Source organism: Pseudomonas sp. LBUM1674, from assembly GCF_059695635.1.
The window spans coordinates 2115353-2136102 of record NZ_CP166779.1 but is presented as its reverse complement, the minus strand read 5'-3'; the positions used below and the strand labels follow the sequence as shown (position 1 = coordinate 2136102).

At 55.3% G+C, this 20750-nt stretch carries 21 protein-coding genes; 7 read left to right on the top strand and 14 right to left on the bottom strand.

Going from position 1 to position 20750, the window contains the following annotated elements; translation table 11 throughout:
• Positions 1–48 precede the first annotated feature (48 nt).
• The 4 genes from ACA067_RS10125 to ACA067_RS10110 all read right to left on the bottom strand — a co-directional run bounded on the left by ACA067_RS10125 (position 49) and on the right by ACA067_RS10110 (position 3748).
• Positions 49–1185 carry a nickel/cobalt efflux protein RcnA gene (locus ACA067_RS10125; RefSeq protein WP_497461613.1) on the bottom strand — a complete coding sequence of 379 codons (1137 nt, stop codon included), beginning with the start codon at positions 1183–1185 and terminating at the stop codon, positions 49–51.
• Positions 1186–1192: 7 nt separating this feature from the next.
• Positions 1193–1486 (bottom strand): metal-sensing transcriptional repressor, encoded by a 294-nt coding sequence (locus ACA067_RS10120; protein WP_497461612.1) that lies wholly within the window; start codon positions 1484–1486, stop codon positions 1193–1195.
• Positions 1487–1679: 193 nt separating this feature from the next.
• Positions 1680–3068 carry a heavy metal sensor histidine kinase gene (locus ACA067_RS10115; RefSeq protein ID WP_497461611.1) on the bottom strand — a complete coding sequence of 463 codons (1389 nt, stop codon included), beginning with the start codon at positions 3066–3068 and terminating at the stop codon, positions 1680–1682.
• Entirely contained in the window at positions 3065–3748 is a 684-nt protein-coding gene (locus ACA067_RS10110; RefSeq protein WP_101209373.1) for a heavy metal response regulator transcription factor, read from the bottom strand. Before ACA067_RS10110 ends, ACA067_RS10115 begins: the two co-directional genes overlap by 4 nt.
• Positions 3749–4032: 284 nt before the next feature.
• On the opposite strand from ACA067_RS10110, the gene ACA067_RS10105 reads away from it, so the two are divergent.
• Positions 4033–4479 (top strand): DUF411 domain-containing protein, encoded by a 447-nt coding sequence (locus ACA067_RS10105; protein ID WP_497461610.1) that lies wholly within the window; start codon positions 4033–4035, stop codon positions 4477–4479.
• Between the two features lie 51 nt (positions 4480–4530).
• Here the strand turns inward: ACA067_RS10105 and copD are convergent, their stop codons facing one another.
• The 4 genes from copD to ACA067_RS10085 form a co-directional block, all read right to left on the bottom strand.
• Complete coding sequence (gene copD / locus ACA067_RS10100) at positions 4531–5466, bottom strand: copper homeostasis membrane protein CopD (protein WP_497461609.1); 936 nt, start codon at positions 5464–5466, stop codon at positions 4531–4533.
• Between the two features lie 2 nt (positions 5467–5468).
• The gene (gene copC / locus ACA067_RS10095; protein ID WP_497461608.1) at positions 5469–5855 is read right to left on the bottom strand and encodes a copper homeostasis periplasmic binding protein CopC; all 387 of its coding nucleotides are present in this window, start codon (positions 5853–5855) and stop codon (positions 5469–5471) included.
• 69 nt (positions 5856–5924) lie between these two features.
• Positions 5925–6911 carry a copper resistance protein B gene (locus tag ACA067_RS10090; RefSeq protein ID WP_497461607.1) on the bottom strand — a complete coding sequence of 329 codons (987 nt, stop codon included), beginning with the start codon at positions 6909–6911 and terminating at the stop codon, positions 5925–5927.
• 10 nt (positions 6912–6921) lie between these two features.
• Complete coding sequence (locus tag ACA067_RS10085; protein WP_497461606.1) at positions 6922–8787, bottom strand: copper resistance system multicopper oxidase; 1866 nt, start codon at positions 8785–8787, stop codon at positions 6922–6924.
• A gap of 286 nt (positions 8788–9073) precedes the next feature.
• On the opposite strand from ACA067_RS10085, the gene ACA067_RS10080 reads away from it, so the two are divergent.
• From ACA067_RS10080 to ACA067_RS10060, 5 genes are all read left to right on the top strand, one after another.
• The gene (locus ACA067_RS10080) at positions 9074–9544 is read left to right on the top strand and encodes a hypothetical protein (RefSeq protein WP_497461605.1); all 471 of its coding nucleotides are present in this window, start codon (positions 9074–9076) and stop codon (positions 9542–9544) included.
• 99 nt (positions 9545–9643) lie between these two features.
• The gene (locus ACA067_RS10075; RefSeq protein ID WP_151141722.1) at positions 9644–10042 is read left to right on the top strand and encodes a hypothetical protein; all 399 of its coding nucleotides are present in this window, start codon (positions 9644–9646) and stop codon (positions 10040–10042) included.
• Between the two features lie 124 nt (positions 10043–10166).
• On the top strand, positions 10167–10418 hold the full coding sequence (locus ACA067_RS10070; protein WP_497461604.1) for a DUF2933 domain-containing protein: 252 nt from the start codon (positions 10167–10169) through the stop codon (positions 10416–10418).
• A 252-nt stretch (positions 10419–10670) separates the two neighbouring features.
• The gene (locus tag ACA067_RS10065) at positions 10671–10943 is read left to right on the top strand and encodes a heavy-metal-associated domain-containing protein (protein ID WP_497461603.1); all 273 of its coding nucleotides are present in this window, start codon (positions 10671–10673) and stop codon (positions 10941–10943) included.
• A gap of 27 nt (positions 10944–10970) precedes the next feature.
• Positions 10971–11411: a DUF411 domain-containing protein gene (locus tag ACA067_RS10060; RefSeq protein ID WP_497461602.1), complete on the top strand. Its 441-nt coding sequence runs from the start codon at positions 10971–10973 to the stop codon at positions 11409–11411.
• A 354-nt stretch (positions 11412–11765) separates the two neighbouring features.
• On the opposite strand, the gene ACA067_RS10055 is transcribed toward ACA067_RS10060, so the two are convergent.
• The 5 genes from ACA067_RS10055 to ACA067_RS10035 form a co-directional block, all read right to left on the bottom strand.
• The gene (locus tag ACA067_RS10055) at positions 11766–12116 is read right to left on the bottom strand and encodes a copper-binding protein (RefSeq protein WP_497461601.1); all 351 of its coding nucleotides are present in this window, start codon (positions 12114–12116) and stop codon (positions 11766–11768) included.
• Between the two features lie 5 nt (positions 12117–12121).
• The gene (locus ACA067_RS10050) at positions 12122–15271 is read right to left on the bottom strand and encodes an efflux RND transporter permease subunit (protein ID WP_497461600.1); all 3150 of its coding nucleotides are present in this window, start codon (positions 15269–15271) and stop codon (positions 12122–12124) included.
• Positions 15268–16752, bottom strand: coding sequence for an efflux RND transporter periplasmic adaptor subunit (locus tag ACA067_RS10045; RefSeq protein ID WP_497461599.1), 1485 nt, complete (start codon positions 16750–16752; stop codon positions 15268–15270). Before ACA067_RS10045 ends, ACA067_RS10050 begins: the two co-directional genes overlap by 4 nt.
• Positions 16749–18005, bottom strand: coding sequence for a TolC family protein (locus ACA067_RS10040; RefSeq protein WP_497461598.1), 1257 nt, complete (start codon positions 18003–18005; stop codon positions 16749–16751). Before ACA067_RS10040 ends, ACA067_RS10045 begins: the two co-directional genes overlap by 4 nt.
• A 99-nt stretch (positions 18006–18104) precedes the next feature.
• The gene (locus ACA067_RS10035; RefSeq protein ID WP_123511267.1) at positions 18105–18446 is read right to left on the bottom strand and encodes a hypothetical protein; all 342 of its coding nucleotides are present in this window, start codon (positions 18444–18446) and stop codon (positions 18105–18107) included.
• Positions 18447–18924: 478 nt separating this feature from the next.
• On the opposite strand from ACA067_RS10035, the gene ACA067_RS10030 reads away from it, so the two are divergent.
• The gene (locus tag ACA067_RS10030; RefSeq protein WP_497461597.1) at positions 18925–20394 is read left to right on the top strand and encodes a sensor histidine kinase; all 1470 of its coding nucleotides are present in this window, start codon (positions 18925–18927) and stop codon (positions 20392–20394) included.
• Here the strand turns inward: ACA067_RS10030 and ACA067_RS10025 are convergent.
• Positions 20391–20738, bottom strand: coding sequence for a DUF3703 domain-containing protein (locus ACA067_RS10025; RefSeq protein ID WP_497461596.1), 348 nt, complete (start codon positions 20736–20738; stop codon positions 20391–20393). The two genes, ACA067_RS10030 and ACA067_RS10025, sit on opposite strands and share 4 nt — an antisense overlap.
• Between the last annotated feature and the right edge of the window lie 12 nt (positions 20739–20750).

Here is a 20750-nt window from a genome sequence, read left to right as displayed (position 1 = left end):
GGTAGCGTTGACCGTTTCCCCGCCCACTAGACTTCCTCTTGCTCACACTTAGACATTCAAGCCGTTCCAGCCATGAATACCGACGTAGATACCGACACATATGATCAGGACGCTGGATAGATAAGGTGCTCGACGGGCAACAGCACCCAACCAAGGCCAGCGGTTGGAGGCCTGCTTGGCGCCAATAGCCGCCGCTGCGCCGACAGTTACCAGTGTGAGCGCCAGACCAATGCTGAAGCACAGGACGAGCACGCCACCCAAGGCGACTTCCTTGACCTGAAGGCAGAGCAGCAGAACGGTGATGGCCGCTGGGCAAGGAATGAGCCCACCCGTCAAGCCGAACATGATGATCTGTCCCGTGGTGACTTCACGGTTGGTGAAGCGCTTGCGGATATCGTTGGCATGGGCACGCTCATGCGCATCCTGATAACCATCAATCGACAATTCCAACCCTTCCAGTTCGGAATGCGCGTGCCCGTGATCATGTTCCTGGTATTCCAGGTCGTAATCATGGGAGTGACCGGCATGCCCTAGACTCAAGCGAGCACTAAATTCATGAGGCTCTAGGATATTGACTGTCGACTCCAGTAAGCCATCACGCTCAACAAATGAGAACGCTTGAGTGCTGCCGTCTGGGCGAGTAGTCGTCAAGCGAACATCTGAGGCGGGCCAAGCATGTCCGGTCAGTGTCCTCAGGCGCCAGTGCGGTGGCATGCCTTCTTCAAAGATCGACAGTTCGATGCGGCCATGGCCGGTATCGACTCGATGGGTTTCATCATGATGACCATGGTCATGCTCGCCGTGGTGGTGATCATCACCTTGCTCGAACTTGAACATCTGCTCACCGCGCCAAGTACGCCACAGCATCCAAAGCGCAATCACGATGATCAGTGCAGAGGACGCGAGCTGGAAGTAAGGCTCAGTGGTTTGAGCGTCCAGACCTTTGCCCAGATACATGCCGCCGATGGCGACCAGCCACACCACCGCCGTGTGCGAAAGCGTAGCGGCCAGGCCCAATAACACCGCCTGTTTTACCGAGCCACGAATGGCCACGATGAAGGCCGCCATCATGGTTTTTGAATGACCCGGCTCCAGGCCATGCAGGGCGCCAAGCAAGATAGCGCTCGGGAAGTACAGCCAGGCGTGAGAGCCACCCTGTTGCAGCAGTTCAGCGAAATTGGGCATGTCAGTCTTAGAGGTACTTGGTGATTTGCTTGAAAGCTTCCAGTGGTGCACGCTCGCCATTGTTCAGGGCCGAGACGGTGTCCTCCAGACAGTGATCGATGTGATCCTGGATGAGGGTGCGCTTGGCTTGGCACACCGCTTTTTCGACAGCATGCAGCTGCTGAGCAATGTCCACACACTCACGACCCTCTTCGATCATGGTGATGATGCTGCGTAAATGGCCGTCCGCCCGCTTGAGGCGCTTGATGATCGCCTCGTGACTTTGGTGGGGGTGGTTGTGTTTGTGTTGGTGCTCACTCATGACTTGAGCCTCAGGCCTCAATGAATTACGCTGGCATCCTATCCCCCCTAGGGGGATATGGTCAAACGTATCGCGACCACTACAAACGAGTTAAAAACTCGGACACTATGCTCAGTAGATCCCTGACAACGACAGTGGTATTCGCACTTGCTCTCGCCATGTTTGTGGCCTGGGCCGGGCGATCTCTTTGCTTTCACTCGTGGTCGGCAGGCCACGCGGGTAGGCTGATCATAAAGGTCGTATAACCTTCTCTGGAGACACATCCAACGGTGCCGTCATGGGCGTCAACCAGTGATTTGACGATTGCCAACCCTAAACCGGCATGGTTCGTAGCGCCCTCTCTCCGTGCGGGATCGACTCGGTAAAAACGGTCAAACAGCCGGGGCAGATGCTCTACCGCTATCTCCTCGCCGGGGTTTTCCACTGACAAGCTGATCATGTCGCCAAGGGGCTCGATTTTCACGGAGATCGTACAGTCAGGTGGGGTATACCTGAGCGCATTGGACAGCAAATTCGAGATCATCCTATCCAGCATCGTCCCGTCACCATTCACCGCGCCGTGCCCGACTACCTGCAGCTTTACCCCTGTGTCGTCTGCCAGAAGCTGGTAATACTCGAACAATTTCTCGACGACCGAACGCAATTCGATTTTCTCTTTGGCAGGTAGAATCAGACCGTTGTCTGACTTTGCTAAGAAAAGCATGCCGTCAATAATGCTGGAGAGTCGGTTCAGATCTTCCAGGTTGGAATAAAGATTCTCTTCATAATCCTCTGGTGCACGTTTCTTTGTGAGGATGACTTCGGTATGTGTGCGCAGATTGCTGATAGGAGTACGTAGCTCGTGCGCGATATCGGCTGAAAAGTTAGACAACCGAGCAAATGATTCTTCAAGGCGAGCCAGCATAGCGTTGAACGAAGTGACGAGGAGCTCTAGCTCGCGAGGCACAGAGTCCATGGGAATCCGCTCTTTCAGCGATCCGGCTGACATTGAGGCCGCGACTTGCGTCACTTGTGCGACCGGCTTCAGCCCGCTGCGCGCCACCAGCCACCCTAAACCTGCGCTGATCAAGGCGCTAATCGCCAGCCCGATCACCAACCACCAGCGCAGAGTTTCAACGAAATGCATATGGCTTGTGACGTCTAAACTCAGCCACGCGGTCAGCGGCTCAGCTTCATTCACCAAATGAACTTGGGCTTTCATGCCTCGGTACATATGGCCTCCAGCTGTCCACTCCCACATATCTTTCCCAAGGACATCAGAGGAGAAAGGAGGAAGTCCAACTGCATTTGGAGTCGCAAAGATCGTCTTCCCTCCATTCGTGATAATTGAAGCCGAGAGTTCCTGGTGAGCACCGAGCAGAGCTTGTAGCTGCAACACAACTTCTGAGGGGTCTGCGGAGCCAGCTTCGCCATCCATTATTTGCCGAATGGATTCGAGCTTTTCCGTCATCGCTTGTCGGTCGAGGGCCTTGAAGTGATGTTGGCTGAATCCGTCAAAAGTAAAGCCTGCAACTACCAGCACGGCGACCACGGCACAGACAAACATCATGCTTAAACGGAGGGTAAGAGATGCACGCTTCATTCTGTATCCGGAGCATCTAGCATGTAGCCCATTCCCCTCGCGGTCTGAATCATCTTGGTGTCGAAATCGTCATCGATTTTGGCCCGGAGCCGACGAATCGCGACTTCGATCACGTTGGTATCACTGTCGAAATTCATGTCCCAAACCTGCGATGCGATCAGTGATTTCGGCAAGACTTCTCCCCGACGGCGCATCAGCAGCTCTAACAGTGAAAATTCCTTGGCAGTAAGGTCAATGCGTCGACCTGAGCGCGAGGCACGTCGCTTTAGAAGATCGACCTCCAGATCCCCAATCTTAATAGATGTCTGGTTGGGTACGGCGGCACCACGGCGAAGCAAGCTTCTGACGCGAGCAAGCAACTCGGAAAATGCGAAGGGTTTGACTAGATAATCGTCCGCACCTAACTCCAAGCCTTTGACCCGGTCATCAACTCCGTCCCTGGCCGTCAGAAACAGCACAGGGACTAAACTTCCGCCTGCGCGGACATTTCGGATGACTTCCCAGCCATCAATGCCCGGCATCATTACGTCCAGAATTAAGAGATCGTAGGTCTCGCTCAGCGCCTGGTGCAACGCCTCTGTTCCTGTCACAACCCGGTCGACACTGAAGCCAGCTTCCAAGAGGCCTTGCTGTAGGTACATTCCGATTTTGGGTTCGTCTTCTGCAACCAAGAGTTTCATGTTTGGGCTCCGGTTTTGCGGTGTTCTAGTGTGCTACCAATCTGACGGCTGTGCGGAAGCTTACGCAAATGTAATTGCCCCAACAGCAAACAGAAAGCACGCAGTCACGACAGGCTCGGGGGCAATTGAGCGGCGGCAGCGAAGATGCGGCTTACAAAAATGTAATCGGCAACCTGACTTTTTGCGCTTAACCTACTTTTCTGACGGTGCGGAAGCGCTACTCGTGGCGCACGGCCAAGGGCATGCAGAGCAACCGCGCAGTGACACGTGACGAGGTGCATAGAATGTTCAAACGAAAGCTATCGCTTGCTGTGGGATTGATGATTTGTGGGGTTGTGCAGGCATCTGAGCCACTCACAATTGACGTACATCGTGACGCGAACTGCGGGTGCTGCAAGGAGTGGGTCAAGCACCTTGAATTGAATGGATTCAAGGTAGTCGACCACGTGGAAAGTGATATGAGCGCTATCAAGCAGAACCTGGGCGTGCCACAGGGACTCGCTTCATGCCATACGGGTGTAATTGACGGCAAATTCGTAGAGGGTCATGTCCCAGCCGATGAAATCAAGAAGCTGAAGGGGCGATCAGACCTCGCAGGAATTGCAGTGCCAGGCATGCCCGCAGGTTCTCCCGGCATGGACTTCGGCCAGAATCATCAACCTTACCAAGTCTTGGGGCTCACCAAGGCAGGTGCGCAAGAAGTGGTCGCTGACTACCCTATCAGCCGATAGTCGTTGCCCAGATTTGAGCGCCTGTAGGGCTGCTCGGATCTAGCTCCTGGATCACCCTTGAGCCATCTCGATTGAGGGGCTCAATGTTCCTAGCCAAGCCACCAAGCAAACGATGACAACAGCACAGGCCGATTCGAGCACAACAGTTTTTCTTAAAGCACTTGCTGCTAGAGAATAATCACCGCCCTCCACAGAACGCTCTAGTGAAGGACTCAGGTAGAAACGATTGAGGGTAGCTAGCCCGATCATGCCGGCGAAAAGTAGGATTTTCACGAGTAGAAGGGCGCCATAGGTGCTGGTTGCGACTTCGATTACTGTCGGCCCGACGATGAAGAGATAGTTAGCGACGCCAGTAACTATGATCGTACCAACAATGAATGCGCCTGCTGTTTCGAATCCTTTGAGCGCTCGTGACAGCACTCGTACCAGATGCTCCGAATTACCCCCCCTAATCCTTAACATCAGACCGAACGCCGCGAGGGCTCCGATCCAGCCGCCAGCGGCGAGTAGATGCAGAATATCAGCGGCAAAGTGCCAGAACCGCTGAGTACCTTCATCCATCGCCCCGTGACCTGTCCATGCAAGCGTCGCCAAGGCGATGCTGCCCGCCAAGGTAGCAACCCAGAGACTGCCTGTTGGCCATCGCTTGCTCTGGCTTCCGACAAAAATCACCACCGCTAGCGCGACCATGCGCGTCACCCAGCTGTAGCCGACCTCAGTCTCGTACAGCATCATTTCCAAGTGAGGCCGCAGCTCCGCCCAGTCGGATGCGCCGCTCATATTTCTTGTCATAACGATGCAAGCTGCTATCGACAAAAACACTCCTATAGCAGCGGTGCCAGGCAGTAGCGACCCAAAATGCAACACTGTTCCTGATACGCGCTCTTTTCCCCGAAGGCTGTACAGCCCAAAGACCGCTAGACCGAACAGGAGCATCAGATCCAGGTAAAGCGCGAGGCGCAGTACCACATTCAAAGGGTCGCTCATGCTTATTTCACTTTGAAAGTCACGGCGCCGGTAATCGGATGGGTGTCGGACGAGACTGCTCGCCATTCCACCTTGTAAGTGCCCGTCGTGAGTGGAGAGGCTGGAGTCACGACCATGGTTTTAGGGTCGTGACCGCCGGCGACGCTGGCTTTCACACCCATAGGAGAGTGCGACGACATGCCAGGCATTTCGGTCATGATCAGCTTGGCTCCGGAAAACTGGGTAACCAGGTTTTCAGAAAAGTGCAGCTCAATCTTTGCTGGGGCTGGGCCGTTCGCGCCTTCAGCTGGAGTTGAAGAGACTAGCTTCGGGTGAGCCTGGGCAACTGCACTGAGCAGAAGGCTGGATGAAAGAGCGACGGCCACAACACAGGATTTAAGTACAGACATGCAAGGCTCCTCACAGCGCGTAGCTGTTGTAATGAGGTTAGATAATTATTTGGTGCCGTTGACTTTGAATTAGAACCACACCCGGACGCCGAGCACCAGGCGTGCTTCGCTACTGTCTTCGCCTTCCTCGCGGGCATAGTCAGCGGTCTTTCCATAAGCCCGATTCCACGTCACACCTACGTAAGGTGCGAATTCTGGGCGGATTTCGTATCGGAGCCGCAAACCGACTTCACTCTCAGACAGCCCTGAACCGACTCCACGCTTGGGATCGTTTTTGCCATAGAAATTGAATTCTGCCGTTGGTTGCAAAATCAGCTTATTGGTTAGGAGAATGTCGTAATCACCTTCCAGCCGCGCTGCGGTCTGGCCGCCTTCTCCCAAATAAGCAGTAGCCTGGGCCTCGAAATTGTATAGCGCCAAGCCCTGGATACCGAAAGCCGCCCACGTTTGAGGGTCGCCTGGTTTGAAGTCTTGACGAACCCCGCCGACTAAATCCCACCAAGGGCTGATGGCGTGTCCCCATAAAGCTTGAACCTCAGCTTCTTCAGTCTTCCCATTGGTGCGCTCGCCTTCGGAGCGCAACCATAGACGATCAACATCTCCCCCTATCCAACCTTGGGCTTCCCAGTTCAGTGCGCTTCCATCGTCAGCATCCTGCCATTCCAATTTCTCAAATATGAAAAATGAGTTGAGGGCTGTGTCATGAACTTGGTGACCACCAGGGGACTTATAGACTGCAGCTCTGTCAGCATCGGTTAGCGGTGGTATCGGAGTCCGGCTTTGAGTTTGTGGTTGCTTGGCGGGCTGCATACCCTCCATTTTGCTGTGATCCATGCCCTGCATCTGGCTGTGATCCATACCCTGCATCTGGCTGTGATCCATACCTTCCATCTTGCCGTGATCCATGCCCGGCATTTGGCTGTGATCCATGGTCTGCATCTGCCCGTCTTCGGTACCCTGGCTTGTTTCAGCGGCTGCCGGCAAGACAAAACCAGCGGTTAGAGCGACGGTAAATACAGCTGAGTGCATGCGAGTCCCGCAAAAATAATTGCTCATAGTCGACTCCTTATTCCTCTACACGCACTTCGCGGAACATCCCCATTTCCATGTGGTACAGGAGATGGCAGTGGTAGGCCCAGCGCCCCAGCGCATCGGCTGTCACTCGGTAGCTGCGCTTCGACCCTGGCGGCATATCAATGGTGTGTTTGCGGACAAGGAATTGCCCGTTTTCATCTTCAAGGTCGCTCCACATGCCATGCAAGTGGATGGGATGAGTCATCATGGTGTCGTTGACGAGAACGATCCGGACTCGCTCGCCGTATTTCAGTTTTAAAGGCTCGGCGTCCGAAAACTTCACGCCGTTGAAAGACCAGGAAAATTTCTCCATATGCCCGGTCAAGTGCAGTTCGATAGTTCGACTTGGCTCACGGCCATCTGGATCCTCAAACGTGCTCTTTAGGTCAGAGTACGTCAGCACCTTTCGACCATTTTCGCGAAGGCCCATGCCAGGATCATCAAGCTTTGGTGACGTCGACATTGCCTGCATGTCGACGAGAGGATTGTTGGATTCTGTGGCTGGGTGCGACTGCATTGCTCCCATACCACTCATGCCGCCCATAGACATTTTGCTGTGATCCATCCCAGCCATGCTGTCCATGCCGGACATGTCTTGCGTAGCACCATGGTTCATACCTTTCATGGCACCGCCGTCCATTCCTGACATACCCTCCATTGAGCTGTCTCCCATCCCAGCCATCTTGCTGTGATCCATTCCAGCCATATCGCCCATCCCGGCCATCGCGCCATGATCCATACCGGCCATACCCATGTCGGCCATGGTGACGAGAGGACGAGGGTCAAGCTCAGGTACTGGAGCGGCCAAGCCAGACCGGACGGCCAAGGTGCCTCTTGCGTACCCTGACCGATCCATCGACTGCGCAAACAGTGTGTAGGCGTCCTGAGTTGGTTCGACGATCACATCGAAAGTCTCGGCAGTGGCGATCCTGAACTCGTCCACGCTTACGGGCTTAACATACTGGCCATCGGCAGCCACGACAGTCATCTTCAAACCCGGAATACGGACATCAAAGTAGCTCATGGCTGAACCATTGATGAACCTCAACCTAAGCTTTTCGCCAGGTTTGAAGGTGCCCGTCCAGTTGGAGTTCGGCGCGTGGCCGTTCATCAAGTAGGTGTATGTCGCGCCACTGACGTCTGCAATGTCAGTGGGATTCATCTTCATTTCGGCCCACATCTTGCGGTCAGCGACGGTGGTTGACCAACCTTTGTCAGCTACGTCATGGATGAAATCACTGACTGTGCGCTTGTGGGTGTTGTAGTAGTCAGACTGCTTCTTCAGTGTTTTCATCAACGAAGCCGGATCTTCATCCGTCCAGTCGGTAAGCATCACCACGTATTCACGGTCATACTCAAACGGCTCGGGCTCTTTCGCGTCGATTACCAGTGGGCCGTACACACCTACTTGTTCTTGGAAGCCGGAGTGACTGTGATACCAGTACGTTCCGTTCTGCTTGACCTTGAATTGATAGACATACGTGCCGTTAGGCTCGATCCCATGGAAGCTAAGGCCCGGCACACCGTCCATATTCGCGGGGAGGATAATCCCGTGCCAGTGGATTGATGTCATATCCTTGAGGCGGTTCTTGACCCGCAAGGTCACGGTATCGCCCTCACGCCAGCGCAGCTGAGGCCCCGGAAGTCCACCATTGATCGTCATGGCTGTCCGGGCGTTTCCAGTGATATTTACCGGGGTTTCTCCGATAAATAGGTCAAACTCTGTGCCTGACAGGACATTGGTTTCGCCCAAGCGAGGTGCCGCCCATATAGGCGTCTGCCAAAGCCCTAAGCCACCGAGAATCCCGCCTGCGGTGAGACCTTTCACAAAGGTGCGCCGAGAAGTTTTGGATTGCATACCGATTCATGTCCCGTCAGTCGGATGTCAGGTGCACGCACTGTGGTGTGCTCCCGAGGGTTCACGCTTTGGATAGCTAGTGCGCTTGATACATCGGAAGATGCCATAAGCCAGCAAACGGGGTGATTACATTTCCGTAAGCTGGTTGGCTCAGCAATGGTGAAAGGGGCGGTGCACCACAAGATGCTAGTAAAGGACGACAAAGAGGGGTAAACATCTGAAAGGTCGATGTTGACCTTGCGATTGGGCCACACCACAGGAGCCGACACCGCCTGCATGTATTGATGTGGATCAACCGTGGCACTTCAATGCGCTGTATGTTGAAAAATCAAAATCCGCTAATCAGTACCGGAGATTCTCCATGTTCTGGTTTCGCCATCGTCAACCAACGTTCATACGCCTCGCCATCGTGCTGTGGGTGTTAGCGTTTGGTCTGGCAGCGACCCAGGGATGTCTGGCACAGCCCAGCCACAATCCGGCTACAACGCATGTCTCGCTGAACACCGCGCAAGATCACGATAGCCACGACGCCCACGCCCTCGGCTGCCTTCAGCACTGCGCCGATGCGGCGATAGCTGTAAGTCCTTCGCTCCATCTTCAAATATTTGATCTGTTCAGTTGGACGTTTCTGCTCCTGATCCCTGCGTTGCTGATTTTTTATCCCGCCACCCCCTCCGCTTTTGCCTTTCTTGCATTACGGCGCCCTGTACCGGCCAGACCGCCTGCCCGCCTGATTTTCGTCCGTTTCAACGATTAATCCGACCTTCTGCGCGCCGATCTTCGGCGCATCGTCTGACTGCGCCAACCTGGTGCGGCTTGGTATTACCTGAGTTGTCCTCACCCTTTGGAGATTGCCATGCATGCCTCATTGAAATTTATCCTCGCCACCCTGCTCGTGAGCAGCCCACTCATGGCCTCGGCAGTCGATGAGCATCACCCGGAGCAGACGCCGACCACGCCCGCCCAGACAAGCGAAGCAGCTACGCCGATGCAAAACAATGTCATGACCGAGCAAATGCAAAAAATGCAGGCTGCACACGACAAGGCAGCCGCCGCTAAGACCCCTGCCGAGCGACACGCCGCCATGCAGGAGAGCATGAAGACGATGAAGGACAGCATGGCCATGATGCATAAGAACTGTCATGGCATGGGCATGGCCGGCAACAAAGACGGCATGGAGATGGGAATGATGAACATGATGATGAAAATGATGGATCAGCAATCGAGCATGATGAAGATGCCGATGAGCAAGTGACGCGTACAAGCCTGTAGGCAATGCAACGTCGGTTTTACCTTTGCCAATATGCCAAGGGTAAAACCTCCGCCCGTTGGCCTATACGACGTATCACTTACAGCACTTCCCTCGGGAGTACAGAACCATGATGAATTCACCACATTCCGCTAACACCTCTCCAACATTTTGGAGGAGCAAACCCGGCATAGCGCTGGGCATGCTGCTGGTGATCGTGCTGTTCTATCTAGCAAGAGAACACTACGGCCATATGCTGGGCTTACTGCCTTACATGATTTTACTGTTGTGCCCGCTGATGCATTTTTTCGGACACCACCACGGTGGTCACAGTCATCACGGAGAAACCTCAGACTCAACCAAGGATGCGAACAGGCGTTAGCTCATGCACAACCCTGAGCTTCGTCAAGAGCACAACCTAATACGACAGCCTGAGCCTCAACCAGTCGGCTCCCTTGAACGTGAGTTCGACGTCGGTGGTATTCAACGCTTTGCGCCTGCGCCGCGTTTCAATTGTTTGAGCGATAGAGTCTGCTTGACCTTACTACCATGGCAAGGTTGAGGATAAAGCCAAGGCCACACGAATCCACATACCTCAGTCTTTCTACGATCATTTTTTTGTGAGGAGTCATCGATGAAAACCGTTGAACTGCAAGTCCAGGGCATGAGCTGTGGTTCATGCGTCAAACATGTCACCGAAGCGCTGCGCCCACTTGAAGGCGTCAGTGAAGTGGCAGTGGATCTACAATCCGGACGGGTGAAGGTCAGCGGCGATTTGGACAGCCATGCGCTGCTAGCAGCCCTGCAGGACGCGGGCTATCCAGCACAGCTGGCGACAGCGGAAACCGTAGCAAGTAAGAAAACCTCAGGTTGTGGCGGGAGCGGCGGCGGTTGCTGCTGTCGGTAAGCGCTATTTTTAAACTGGAGAACTCCCATGAATACCAGACTGCTTATCGCTGTGTTCACGACCCTACTCATGACCGTAGCGGCACAAGCCGCTGAAGTCATCGACGTTTACCGCGATCCTAACTGCAGCTGCTGCAAGGACTGGATAAAGTATCTTGAAGCCAATGGCTTCAGCGTGCGCGACCATGTCGAGCCCAACATGAGCGAAGTCAAACAGCGCCTCGGTGTCGCTCCGCGCTTGGCCTCCTGTCATACCGCGATTATTGACGGAAAATTCATCGAAGGGCATGTGCCGGTAGCTCAGATTCTCGACCTGAAGAATCACTCCGACCTCGTCGGAGTTGCGGTGCCGGGTATGCCAGCTGGTTCGCCTGGAATGGAGTACGGCCAAACCAAACAGCCGTATCAGGTGATAGGTCAGACCCTAACGGGTACCGATCAAGTAGTCGCCGATTATCCTAGCAATTGACGACTACGTTAGGGCTAACCAGACACGGCCTATCACAACAAGACAAATCTACGGGTGCTGCTCAATCGCAGCGCAGCAAGATTGCCGTTGCCGTTCTGACGAAAATGTAATCACACACCGCCCGATGATGTGACATCTTGCTCGCAAAATGGCGGCTGGCCCCGAATCTCCGAAGCGAGCCCCGCCGAGCGAAACCTGTCCATATCCAGAACTCGCGGATTGAACGTCCGCTTGGGTCGGTAGTTGTCTCTCCTGATAGACAGCTATCGACCGATAACAGCAAGAGGTCTCCTGCCGTGTAGACAGTAAAAACCGGCGCGACAGAGCGTGCCGGTAATTTTCATCACTACAGTCTCATTTTTTAATGGAAACAATTGCGGCTTTGCCACCATCTAGCCGAAAAGAAAACGATACACGGTCTCCGGCCATCAGCCCCGTCAGCTGATCCTCCGTTACGGAAAAAGCCATAGTCATCGGCGGCCACTGTACGGCTGGAACAGCTCCATGGGAGATGGTCACCGTATGTTTCGTAGTATCTATAGCCTTGATCGTTCCCTCGGCTTTAGCGACTGGAGCCTGTTTTGTATCCTGCTCCATCTGCATGCCCTCCATACCGTCCATTCTCATACCCGGCATGTCCTCCGCGTGGACAGAAAGTGAAAGCGCAAATACGGTGCTTACAACTGCAATCAGGGTCAGTTTCATACGACTTATCCTTGAGGGTTGAGGGGTTCAACTGAGAGGTGCCGGCGACGCATCAGGCGATACGCTGCCGGAATGACAAACAGGGAAAGTAAGGGGGCCGTGATCATGCCACCCACCATCGGCGCGGCAATGCGGCTCATCACCTCACTGCCGGTGCCACTACCCAACAGGATGGGTAACAACCCGGCAATGATGACGGCCACGGTCATGGCTTTGGGTCGAACGCGTTGCACAGCGCCTTCGCGAATTGCAGCAACCAGCCCGCGCTCAGTGCTGTCGCCGAGGTCTTCACGTTCGGCCCAAGCGTTCTTCAGATAGAGCAGCATGATCACGCCGAACTCGGCAGACACACCGGCCAGTGCGATAAAGCCGACTCCGGTGGCGACCGACAGGTTGAACCCCAATAGATAGAGGAACCATGCCCCGCCAGTGAGTGCGAATGGCAGAGTGGCCATGATCAGCAACGCCTCATCGAAGCGCGCGAACGTCAGGTAGAGCAGCACAAATATGATCAACAGCGTGGCAGGCACCACCAGCTTGAGTCGTGCATTGGCCCTTTCAAGAAATTCGAACTGCCCCGAGTAACTCAGGCTCATGCCGGGCTGCAACTTGACCTGCTCACTGACGACACGGCGTAGATCGGCGACTACGGAGGCGATATCCCGGCCACGCACGTCGATATATACCCAACCAGACGGCCGCGCATTCTCGCTCTTGAGCATCGGAGGACCGTCGCTGACCTTGATCTTCGCCACGCTGCCGAGGGTGATTTGGCTGCCTAGCGGGGTGTAGATTGGCAACTGCTCCAAGGCGCCGAGCGAGTCACGCCACTCCCGTGGGTAACGTACGTTGATCGGGAAGCGTGCGAGCCCTTCAATCGTCTCGCCGACGTTTTCACCCCCTATAGCTCCGGCCACAATGGACTGCACATCGGCGATATTCAGTCCGTAGCGGGCTGCGGCTTTACGGTCGATATCCACATCGATATAGCGGCCACCGGTCAGTCGCTCGGCCAGAGCCGAACTGACACCGGGCACGTCTTTAGCCATGCGCTCGACTGCCTGAGTAGCTGCATCGATTTCCGTCAGGTTGGTGCCGGCAACTTTCACCCCGATGGGACTCTTGATCCCGGTCGCCAGCATGTCGATACGGTTGCGAATCGGCGGTATCCAGATATTGGTTAGCCCAGGGACTCGTACCACTCTATCCAGTTCTTCCACCAACTTTTCCTGGGTCATGCCTGGACGCCATTGCTCATGTGGTTTGAACTGGATCGTGGTTTCGAACATTTCCAGCGGTGCCGGGTCGGTTGCAGTTTCAGCACGACCAGCTTTACCGAAGACATGTTCGACCTCTGGAACGGTTTTGATCAGACGGTCAGTCTGTTGCAGCAGTTGTGCCGCTTTCTGCGCCGACAATCCCGGCAGAGCTGAAGGCATATAGAGCAGGTCGCCCTCGTCCAACGGGGGGAGAAACTCGCCACCCAAGCGTGACATTGGCCATAGCGCACTGACAAAAACCAATAGCGCCACCAGCAGCGTGATCTTTGGTCGACGCAAGACTGCGTCCAGGGCTGGCTGATAGATCCGAATCAACCACCGGTTTAACGGGTTCTGTTGTTCACTGGGAATTCGTCCTCGAATCCAGTAGCCCATCAGCACCGGCACCAAGGTCACTGACAATCCAGCCGCTGCGGCCATGGCATAGGTCTTGGTGAAAGCCAGCGGGCCGAACAGCCGCCCCTCTTGCGCTTCCAGGGTAAAAACCGGAATGAACGACAGGGTGATGATCAATAAACAGAAGAACAGTGCTGGGCCTACCTCTGCCGCTGCTTCGGTCATCACGTGCCAATGACGCTCACCCTTCAGTTCCTCCCCAGGATTGGCCGCGTGCCAGGCCTCAACCTTCTTGTGGGCGTTCTCGATCATCACCACGGCGGCATCGACCATGGCGCCGATGGCGATGGCAATCCCACCCAAGGACATGATGTTGGCGTTGATCCCTTGGTAACGCATGACGATGAAGGCAATCAATACACCAACAGGCAGGGAGATGATCGCCACCAGCGATGAGCGCAAGTGCCAAAGGAAGATCCCGCAGACCAACGCGACCACGATGAACTCTTCGATGAGCTTGTGACTGAGATTTTCCACAGCGCGGTCGATCAGCTTGCTGCGGTCGTAGGTGGTGACGATTTCCACTCCGGGCGGCAAACTGCTTTTCAGTTCGTCGAGTTTGGTCTTGACCGCAGCAATGGTTTCGCGAGCGTTCTTGCCACTGCGCAAAATTACCACGCCGCCGACGGTCTCGCCTTCGCCGTCGAGTTCAGTAATACCGCGCCGCATTTCCGGGCCCAACTGGATCGTGGCGACATCGCCAAGGCTGACCGGCACGCCACCCGCACCCAACTTAAGTGGGATTGCCCGAAAGTCATTGAGCGTCTTCAGGTAGCCGGAAGCCCGCACGATGAATTCGGTCTCTGCCATCTCCAGCACGGCCCCACCGGTTTCCTGATTGGCCTTGCCTATAGCTTCGGTTACCTCAGCCTGGGTGATGCCGAGGCTGGCCAGTTTGAGCGGATCAAGTTGAACCTGGTACTGCTTGACCATGCCTCCCACGGTGGCTACTTCCGCAACGTTGGGCAGGGTCTTGAGTTCGAACTTTAGGAACCAGTCCTGCAGTGCGCGAAGCTGCGCCAGATCATGTCCGCCACTGCGATCCACCAATGCGTACTGATAGATCCAACCCACGCCCGTCGCATCCGGCCCCAACGCCGGCTTCGCGCTAGCCGGCAAGCGGCTTTGTATCTGACTTAGGTACTCCAATACCCGCGAGCGGGCCCAGTACAAGTCGGTGCCGTCTTCGAACAGCACATATACAAAGCTGTCGCCGAAGAAGGAATAACCTCGCACGGTCTTGGCGCCTGGCACCGAGAGCATGGTGGTAGCCAACGGATAGGTCACCTGGTTTTCGACAATCTGCGGCGCTTGTCCAGGATAAGGGGTGCGGATGATTACCTGCACATCGGAGAGGTCTGGCAGCGCATCAATGGGCGTGCTTTGCACCGACCAGATGCCCCACGCCGTGACAAACAGCGTCGCCAGTAGCACCAGGAATCGGTTGGCCACCGACCAACGAATCAGGGCAGCAATCATGGCTGGCTCCCCGATTTATCCAGGCGCTCAACACGCAAACCATCATCGGTCTGGCTCACCGCAATACGAACCTTGTCACCCGCTTTAAGACCCTGCATCAGAGTCGAATTGGCGAGTGGAAACGTCATCGTCATGCCAGGCATGCCGAGTGTCTTGAAGGGGCCATGGGCAAGCGTGACTTCTTTATCGTTGATCTCAACGATCTGTCCATTCGCCTCATGAAAACTGGAGGTCGCTGCGCTGGGTGGTGGCTCTTCCTCCGAGCTTGCAACAATGCCCTTAAGACGGGCCTCCGAGTCGAGCAGGAACTGGCCAGACGTAACCACCTTCTGGCCTTCTTCCACACCTTTCAATATCGCCGTCCTGCCATCGCTTTCCTGCCCGAGTTGCACCTCCACTGGACGATAACGACCGGCGTCTTCAGTCAGCATCACCAAGGCACGTCGACCCGTGCGAATCACCGCCTCGCTCGGCACCCACAACACACGTTGTTCGGTCGAGCGGTTCAGGCGTACTTGCGCCGTCAAACCCGGTCTGAGGCGTCCGTCCGGATTGGGTAGTTCCACCCGCACACGCAGGGTGCGACTGTCCGGATTGGTCTCGGGCAAGATCGCGCTGACCTCGCCATTGAGCACTGTCCCCGGAAAGGCCAGCAGCCGCGCTTCGACCGTCTGCCCAACAGTGATCAATCCGGTCTCCGACTCTGGAACGGCCAAGGCCAGCCAGACACTGCTCAAACCATTGACGCGTGCCAGCGTGTCGCCCGTCGCCACGGTCATACCCGCGCGTACATTCAACTCTTGCAGCACACCACCAATAGGGCTGGTGAGCGTCAGGTACGGCTGCACCTTACCGCCACGCTCTACCTGAGTAATCAGTGTCGCCGGCATCCCTGTGAGTCGCAGTCGCTGGCGTGCCGCAGCCAACAGTTCAACATCCCCGTTGCGCTTCAGGGCAAGGAACTCTGTCTGGGCGGCGGCCCATTCTGGCACCAGGATATCCGCCAACGCCGCATTGGCTTTGAGCACATCACCTGGAGCATGGGCATAGACCCGCTCCACAAAGCCCGAGGTACGTGCCTGAATCACGGCGACATCACGTTCGTTGAATCCCAAGACACCTGTCACGTCGAGGCTGGAATCAAAGATTCCACGGGTAACGGTCGCAAAACGCAGACCTAGATTCTGAGTCAGCCTCGGATCGATACTGACGGTCGCACGATCCCCTGCTTCACCGGCGTACTGAGGAACCAATTGCATGTCCATGAAGGGGGACTTACCCGGCTTATCGAACTTTTGCTGCGGGTACATGGGGTCATACCAATACAGTGCCTGGCGTTCGCTCGGTGAGTTGAGACCCTGCTCCGGTGCGGTACCAAGCACTCCGCTGATGCGCTGGTGAGCGAACCAGTAACCACCGGCTACACCCAATGCCATCGAGATGCCTACCAGCAATGCCCCGTTCCATTTTTTTAGGTTCATTGGCTGGCCTCCCCATAAGCAAAATACAGACGCGCACTGGTCAGCGCTCGCTGCTCTTCCACGTCAATCTGTTTGAGGCGGGCCTCGATGAGTTCACGTCGGGCGGCAACAACTGAGCTCAAGTCGCCCTTGCCTGCGCGAAAACTGGCCATGCTCAGTTCGACCTTTTCCTTGGCTAGCGGCACCAGGCTTTCCTGATTTCGGCGTACAGCACGATTCAGGCGCTCATAGTCAGCCAATTCGCTCTCCAGTTGCTGAGTGTGCTCACGTGACAGGGCTTCGCGCTCGGCTTCAAGTTGATTGAGTTCAGCCTGCTTGGCTGCAATCCTGGGGTTTTGGCGAGAGTCCGGAAATAGCGGTAGATCCCATGAAAGTTGCACGCTGACCATGTCGCCGAACTGTCGGCCACGATGCTGATAATCAAGTTCCCAACTCCAGTCCGACTGCTTTTCCGCTTCGGCTTCACGAACCTTGGCTCGCGCTTCACGGGTCATTGGCGCAAACGCTGCCAACTCGGGGTGGTGTTGCAGCTTATGGGAGTAGCCTGATGTATCGACGGGCCACTCAGGCAAATTGCCCAAAGGTTTGTCGTTGGCGGCGGAGCCAATCCAGCGTTTGAGGGCCGCTCGGGCCTGTGCGCGCTGGCGGATCAGATCGTCCTGTTGTTCCGCCAGTTGAGCCGCTTCTTGCTTGGGCGTCACCGCATCGGCGGGTTGAGCACGGCCACCGGCAATTTGGGCCCGCACTGTATCAGTCAGTAGGCGGTTTTCTTTGTAGAAGTCCTGGAACAGCGCATCTTTACGCTCAATTGAGAAGCTGCTGATCCAGGCCAATGCCGTGGACTGGCGAACATTCAAACGCTCAACCCTACGCTCCGCTGCAGCTCGATCAATGGCCGCATCGGCAACCTCAACGCGCGCTTTACGCTTGTCGCTGTTGGGCATTTCCTGCCTGACCCCGACCATTTGCATGGTCATGAAGTCTTGCTCGAGACTCCAGCGATCCTGACCGCCAATCGGGTAGTTCTGCACGCCCAACAGCAGCTTGGGGTCGGGCAATTCACCGGCTGGAATAGCCGCGCTGCTGGCAGCCTGAATTTTGGCATCTTGCGCGGTCAGCGACGGCGCATTGTTTTCAGCCAGCCGCAACGCTTCATCGAGGGTCAATGTGGCAGCCAGGCTCGGCAATGCCAGCACGCTCGCTGCCAGGCCGGCCACGAGAGTCCAACCTGTGCAATAGCACTTGGAGTTCATGTTTACGATTCCTGTGATCATCCACCGCACGCGTCAAAAGACATGCGCACAGCTAGTCCATCCCGTTAATGTGGAATGAGGCTCAATGTGGGACAGGAATCAAACGCGAGGCGGTCGCCATACCCCGGACGGGGTCTGTACGGGCAGAGAGTCGCTGAAGAAGGAAAGCACTACAGGGCTAAATACGGTTACAGGAGGCTTGAAGATCGAGACTTGCAGCATGCCGCCTGTCTTGCATTCCTGACCCGGCTTACAAGGTTTGCCGTGCTCGGAAGGGCTTTTCATATCGTTACAGCAGTCCATCCCCATGTCGTCCATCATCGCCATGCCCATTGTCTTCATCGGGCACGGTTCTGTCGGTGCCTGAACGCCCGCCATCCCGCTGAGGGGAAGCGCCAAGCTAATCATGAAGATGATGCAAAACCGCAGATAGCGTTTCATGGGCTGGAGTGTAGTCGCTGCAAATGGCTCTTACAATTGGACACGTCATCATCGACCTGTCGTCAAAGTTCGACGTAGGCCATAAAGCCGAAAAGGAATTAAGCCAACATTACGTATAGAAAATAGACTTGATGCCGAGCTATTAACTCGCCTACAAATGAGTCCATGCCGTACCTGCACGGTAACCTGGTCGCTTCAACTCCCCCGCGTGCCATACACATTTCGCCCCCACTCACAGGGGCATTTACCCCAGAACTGGCTTTTCCCCCAGAGCTGCAATGGCCGTTTTTGCGCTGTCGAGACTGCCACAGAATATAGGTGGATTCCGTTCAAGCGCGACGCAGCTTATATCTGGTGCCCGAACCCGCGCTGCTTAGCCGTTGATTTTTGGCATAGAGGATTCTGGTTATTCATCTAGGCTTTGTTGAGTGGTTCAAGCTGCTACAACAGGATAAGCAACACGCAAAGGACACTTCCCATGCAAGCAATATCAGCATTTTTCAGACGCCTGCATCGGGAAGCGACCGACTCAATTGCGCCCACCAAACAATTCAACCTCCTGCGGTGGTTTTCGATCATCAGCTTCATCCTCATCAGCGTCATAGCTTTCGGGCTGGGTTCTGTGTCGACACGTTTTCTCGTAACCGAGAGTCTTGAGCGAGACGCGCTGTTGTCAGCGCAGTTTATCCAGACCATCGCAAAGGGTGAGATACGGCACCACGGGTTGGCCGGGATGCGGATGGGCGATGTTCTGGCAGCCACTCACTATGGAATGCTGTCGGAAGAAATGTCGCAGAACAGGCAACGGGCGCGCTCCGAGTTCCTCGACCACCTTTCTCACCTCCCCGACTCACTCCTGATCAGCATCTATTCCCCGCTTCGGACAGTGATGTGGTCGACCAATCCGCAACTTATCGGGCAAAAATTTCTGAACGATGAGGCGCTTGAAGCAGCCTTTAGCTCTAAAGACCGGGTTTCTACCAAATACAGCAGCGCTGATGAAATCCGTCCCGAACAGCAATTTTTGCATCCTCCCAAAATGTTCTTCATCGAGAGCTACATCCCTCTGGTAGATGACCTGGGGAATACGCTGGCGGTGGTTGAAATTTACAAGGAACCGGTCGACCTGATCGAACGCCTCAATCGTGGCCACTGGATAATTTGGCTGTCTACGGCGGTGGGCGGACTGCTCCTTTACTTCGGACTTTATTGGATTGTCCGACGAGCATCGATTCAGCTAGCGTCCCAGGAGGCCCAGCTCGTTGCCAACAAAACCTACGTAGGCTTGGTCGAGATGTCCACGGCGGTCGCGCATAGTCTTCGCAACCCCCTTGCCTGCATCCGCTCAAGTGCAGAATTGGCGAACGACATGGACGGCCAACCCGCCAAGAAGAACATTGCCGATATTGTCAGCCAGGTTGATCGGATGTCGAAGTGGGTGCATGAATTATTGCTGTGCTTGCGCCCGATCCGTGGAGAGGCCGAACTGGTGGAGCCGATGGCGGTGGTGCAGGCCACGCTGAACAGCTTCAGCGCGCAACTTACCCAATCAAGGATCCAGGTCGAGTTCAAGAATCAACCAGCACCTCGGATAGTCAGTAATCCGCTGCTGCTTTCGCAGATCCTGAATAGCGTTATTGCCAATGCCGTGGAGGCGATGCCGGGAGGGGGGATATTAACCATCCAATCCAGGCTGGATGAAGCCCATCAATGGCTGCATCTCACCATCGATGACACCGGGGAAGGAACGTCGCGGCAGCAAGAAATGATGGCTTTCAAAGCCTTTTACACCACCAAGCAAGGCAGGCTAGGAATTGGGTTGATCATGGTGAAGCAGATCATGGAAAGTTTTGGCGGAGAAGCCAGCCTGACCAACCACGAACAGCAAGGAACCTCGGTACACCTGAGCTTCAAGGTTGTGGAAAGAAGGGCTAACACGTTGAGCTAATCCTCGTCTCCGCGCAGTAGTTCTTGTAGATCGGCGGAGAGCGACATGGAGGAAAAGGCACTGACTCGTGCCCTTCCCGTGTTGCCAATAGGCACCCAAACTCTGGAAAACAACAACGCTGCAAAAATGCGAGGCACCTGGCCAACAACCTCGCGCCAATCCCTCGTCAATAAACCCACTTGCAGCATGATCCAATGCGATTTTGCATGAGCGAACGGCATACGCTGTGTAAGGATATGAGCACGCTCTAACCAGCGGTAAGCAGCCTGGTAGTCATTGGCCTTTATAGCGAGTGCGGCCTCATGGAACGCCTCAGCGATGGCGCGTCGCAAAACCTCCCTCATGCAGCACCTCGT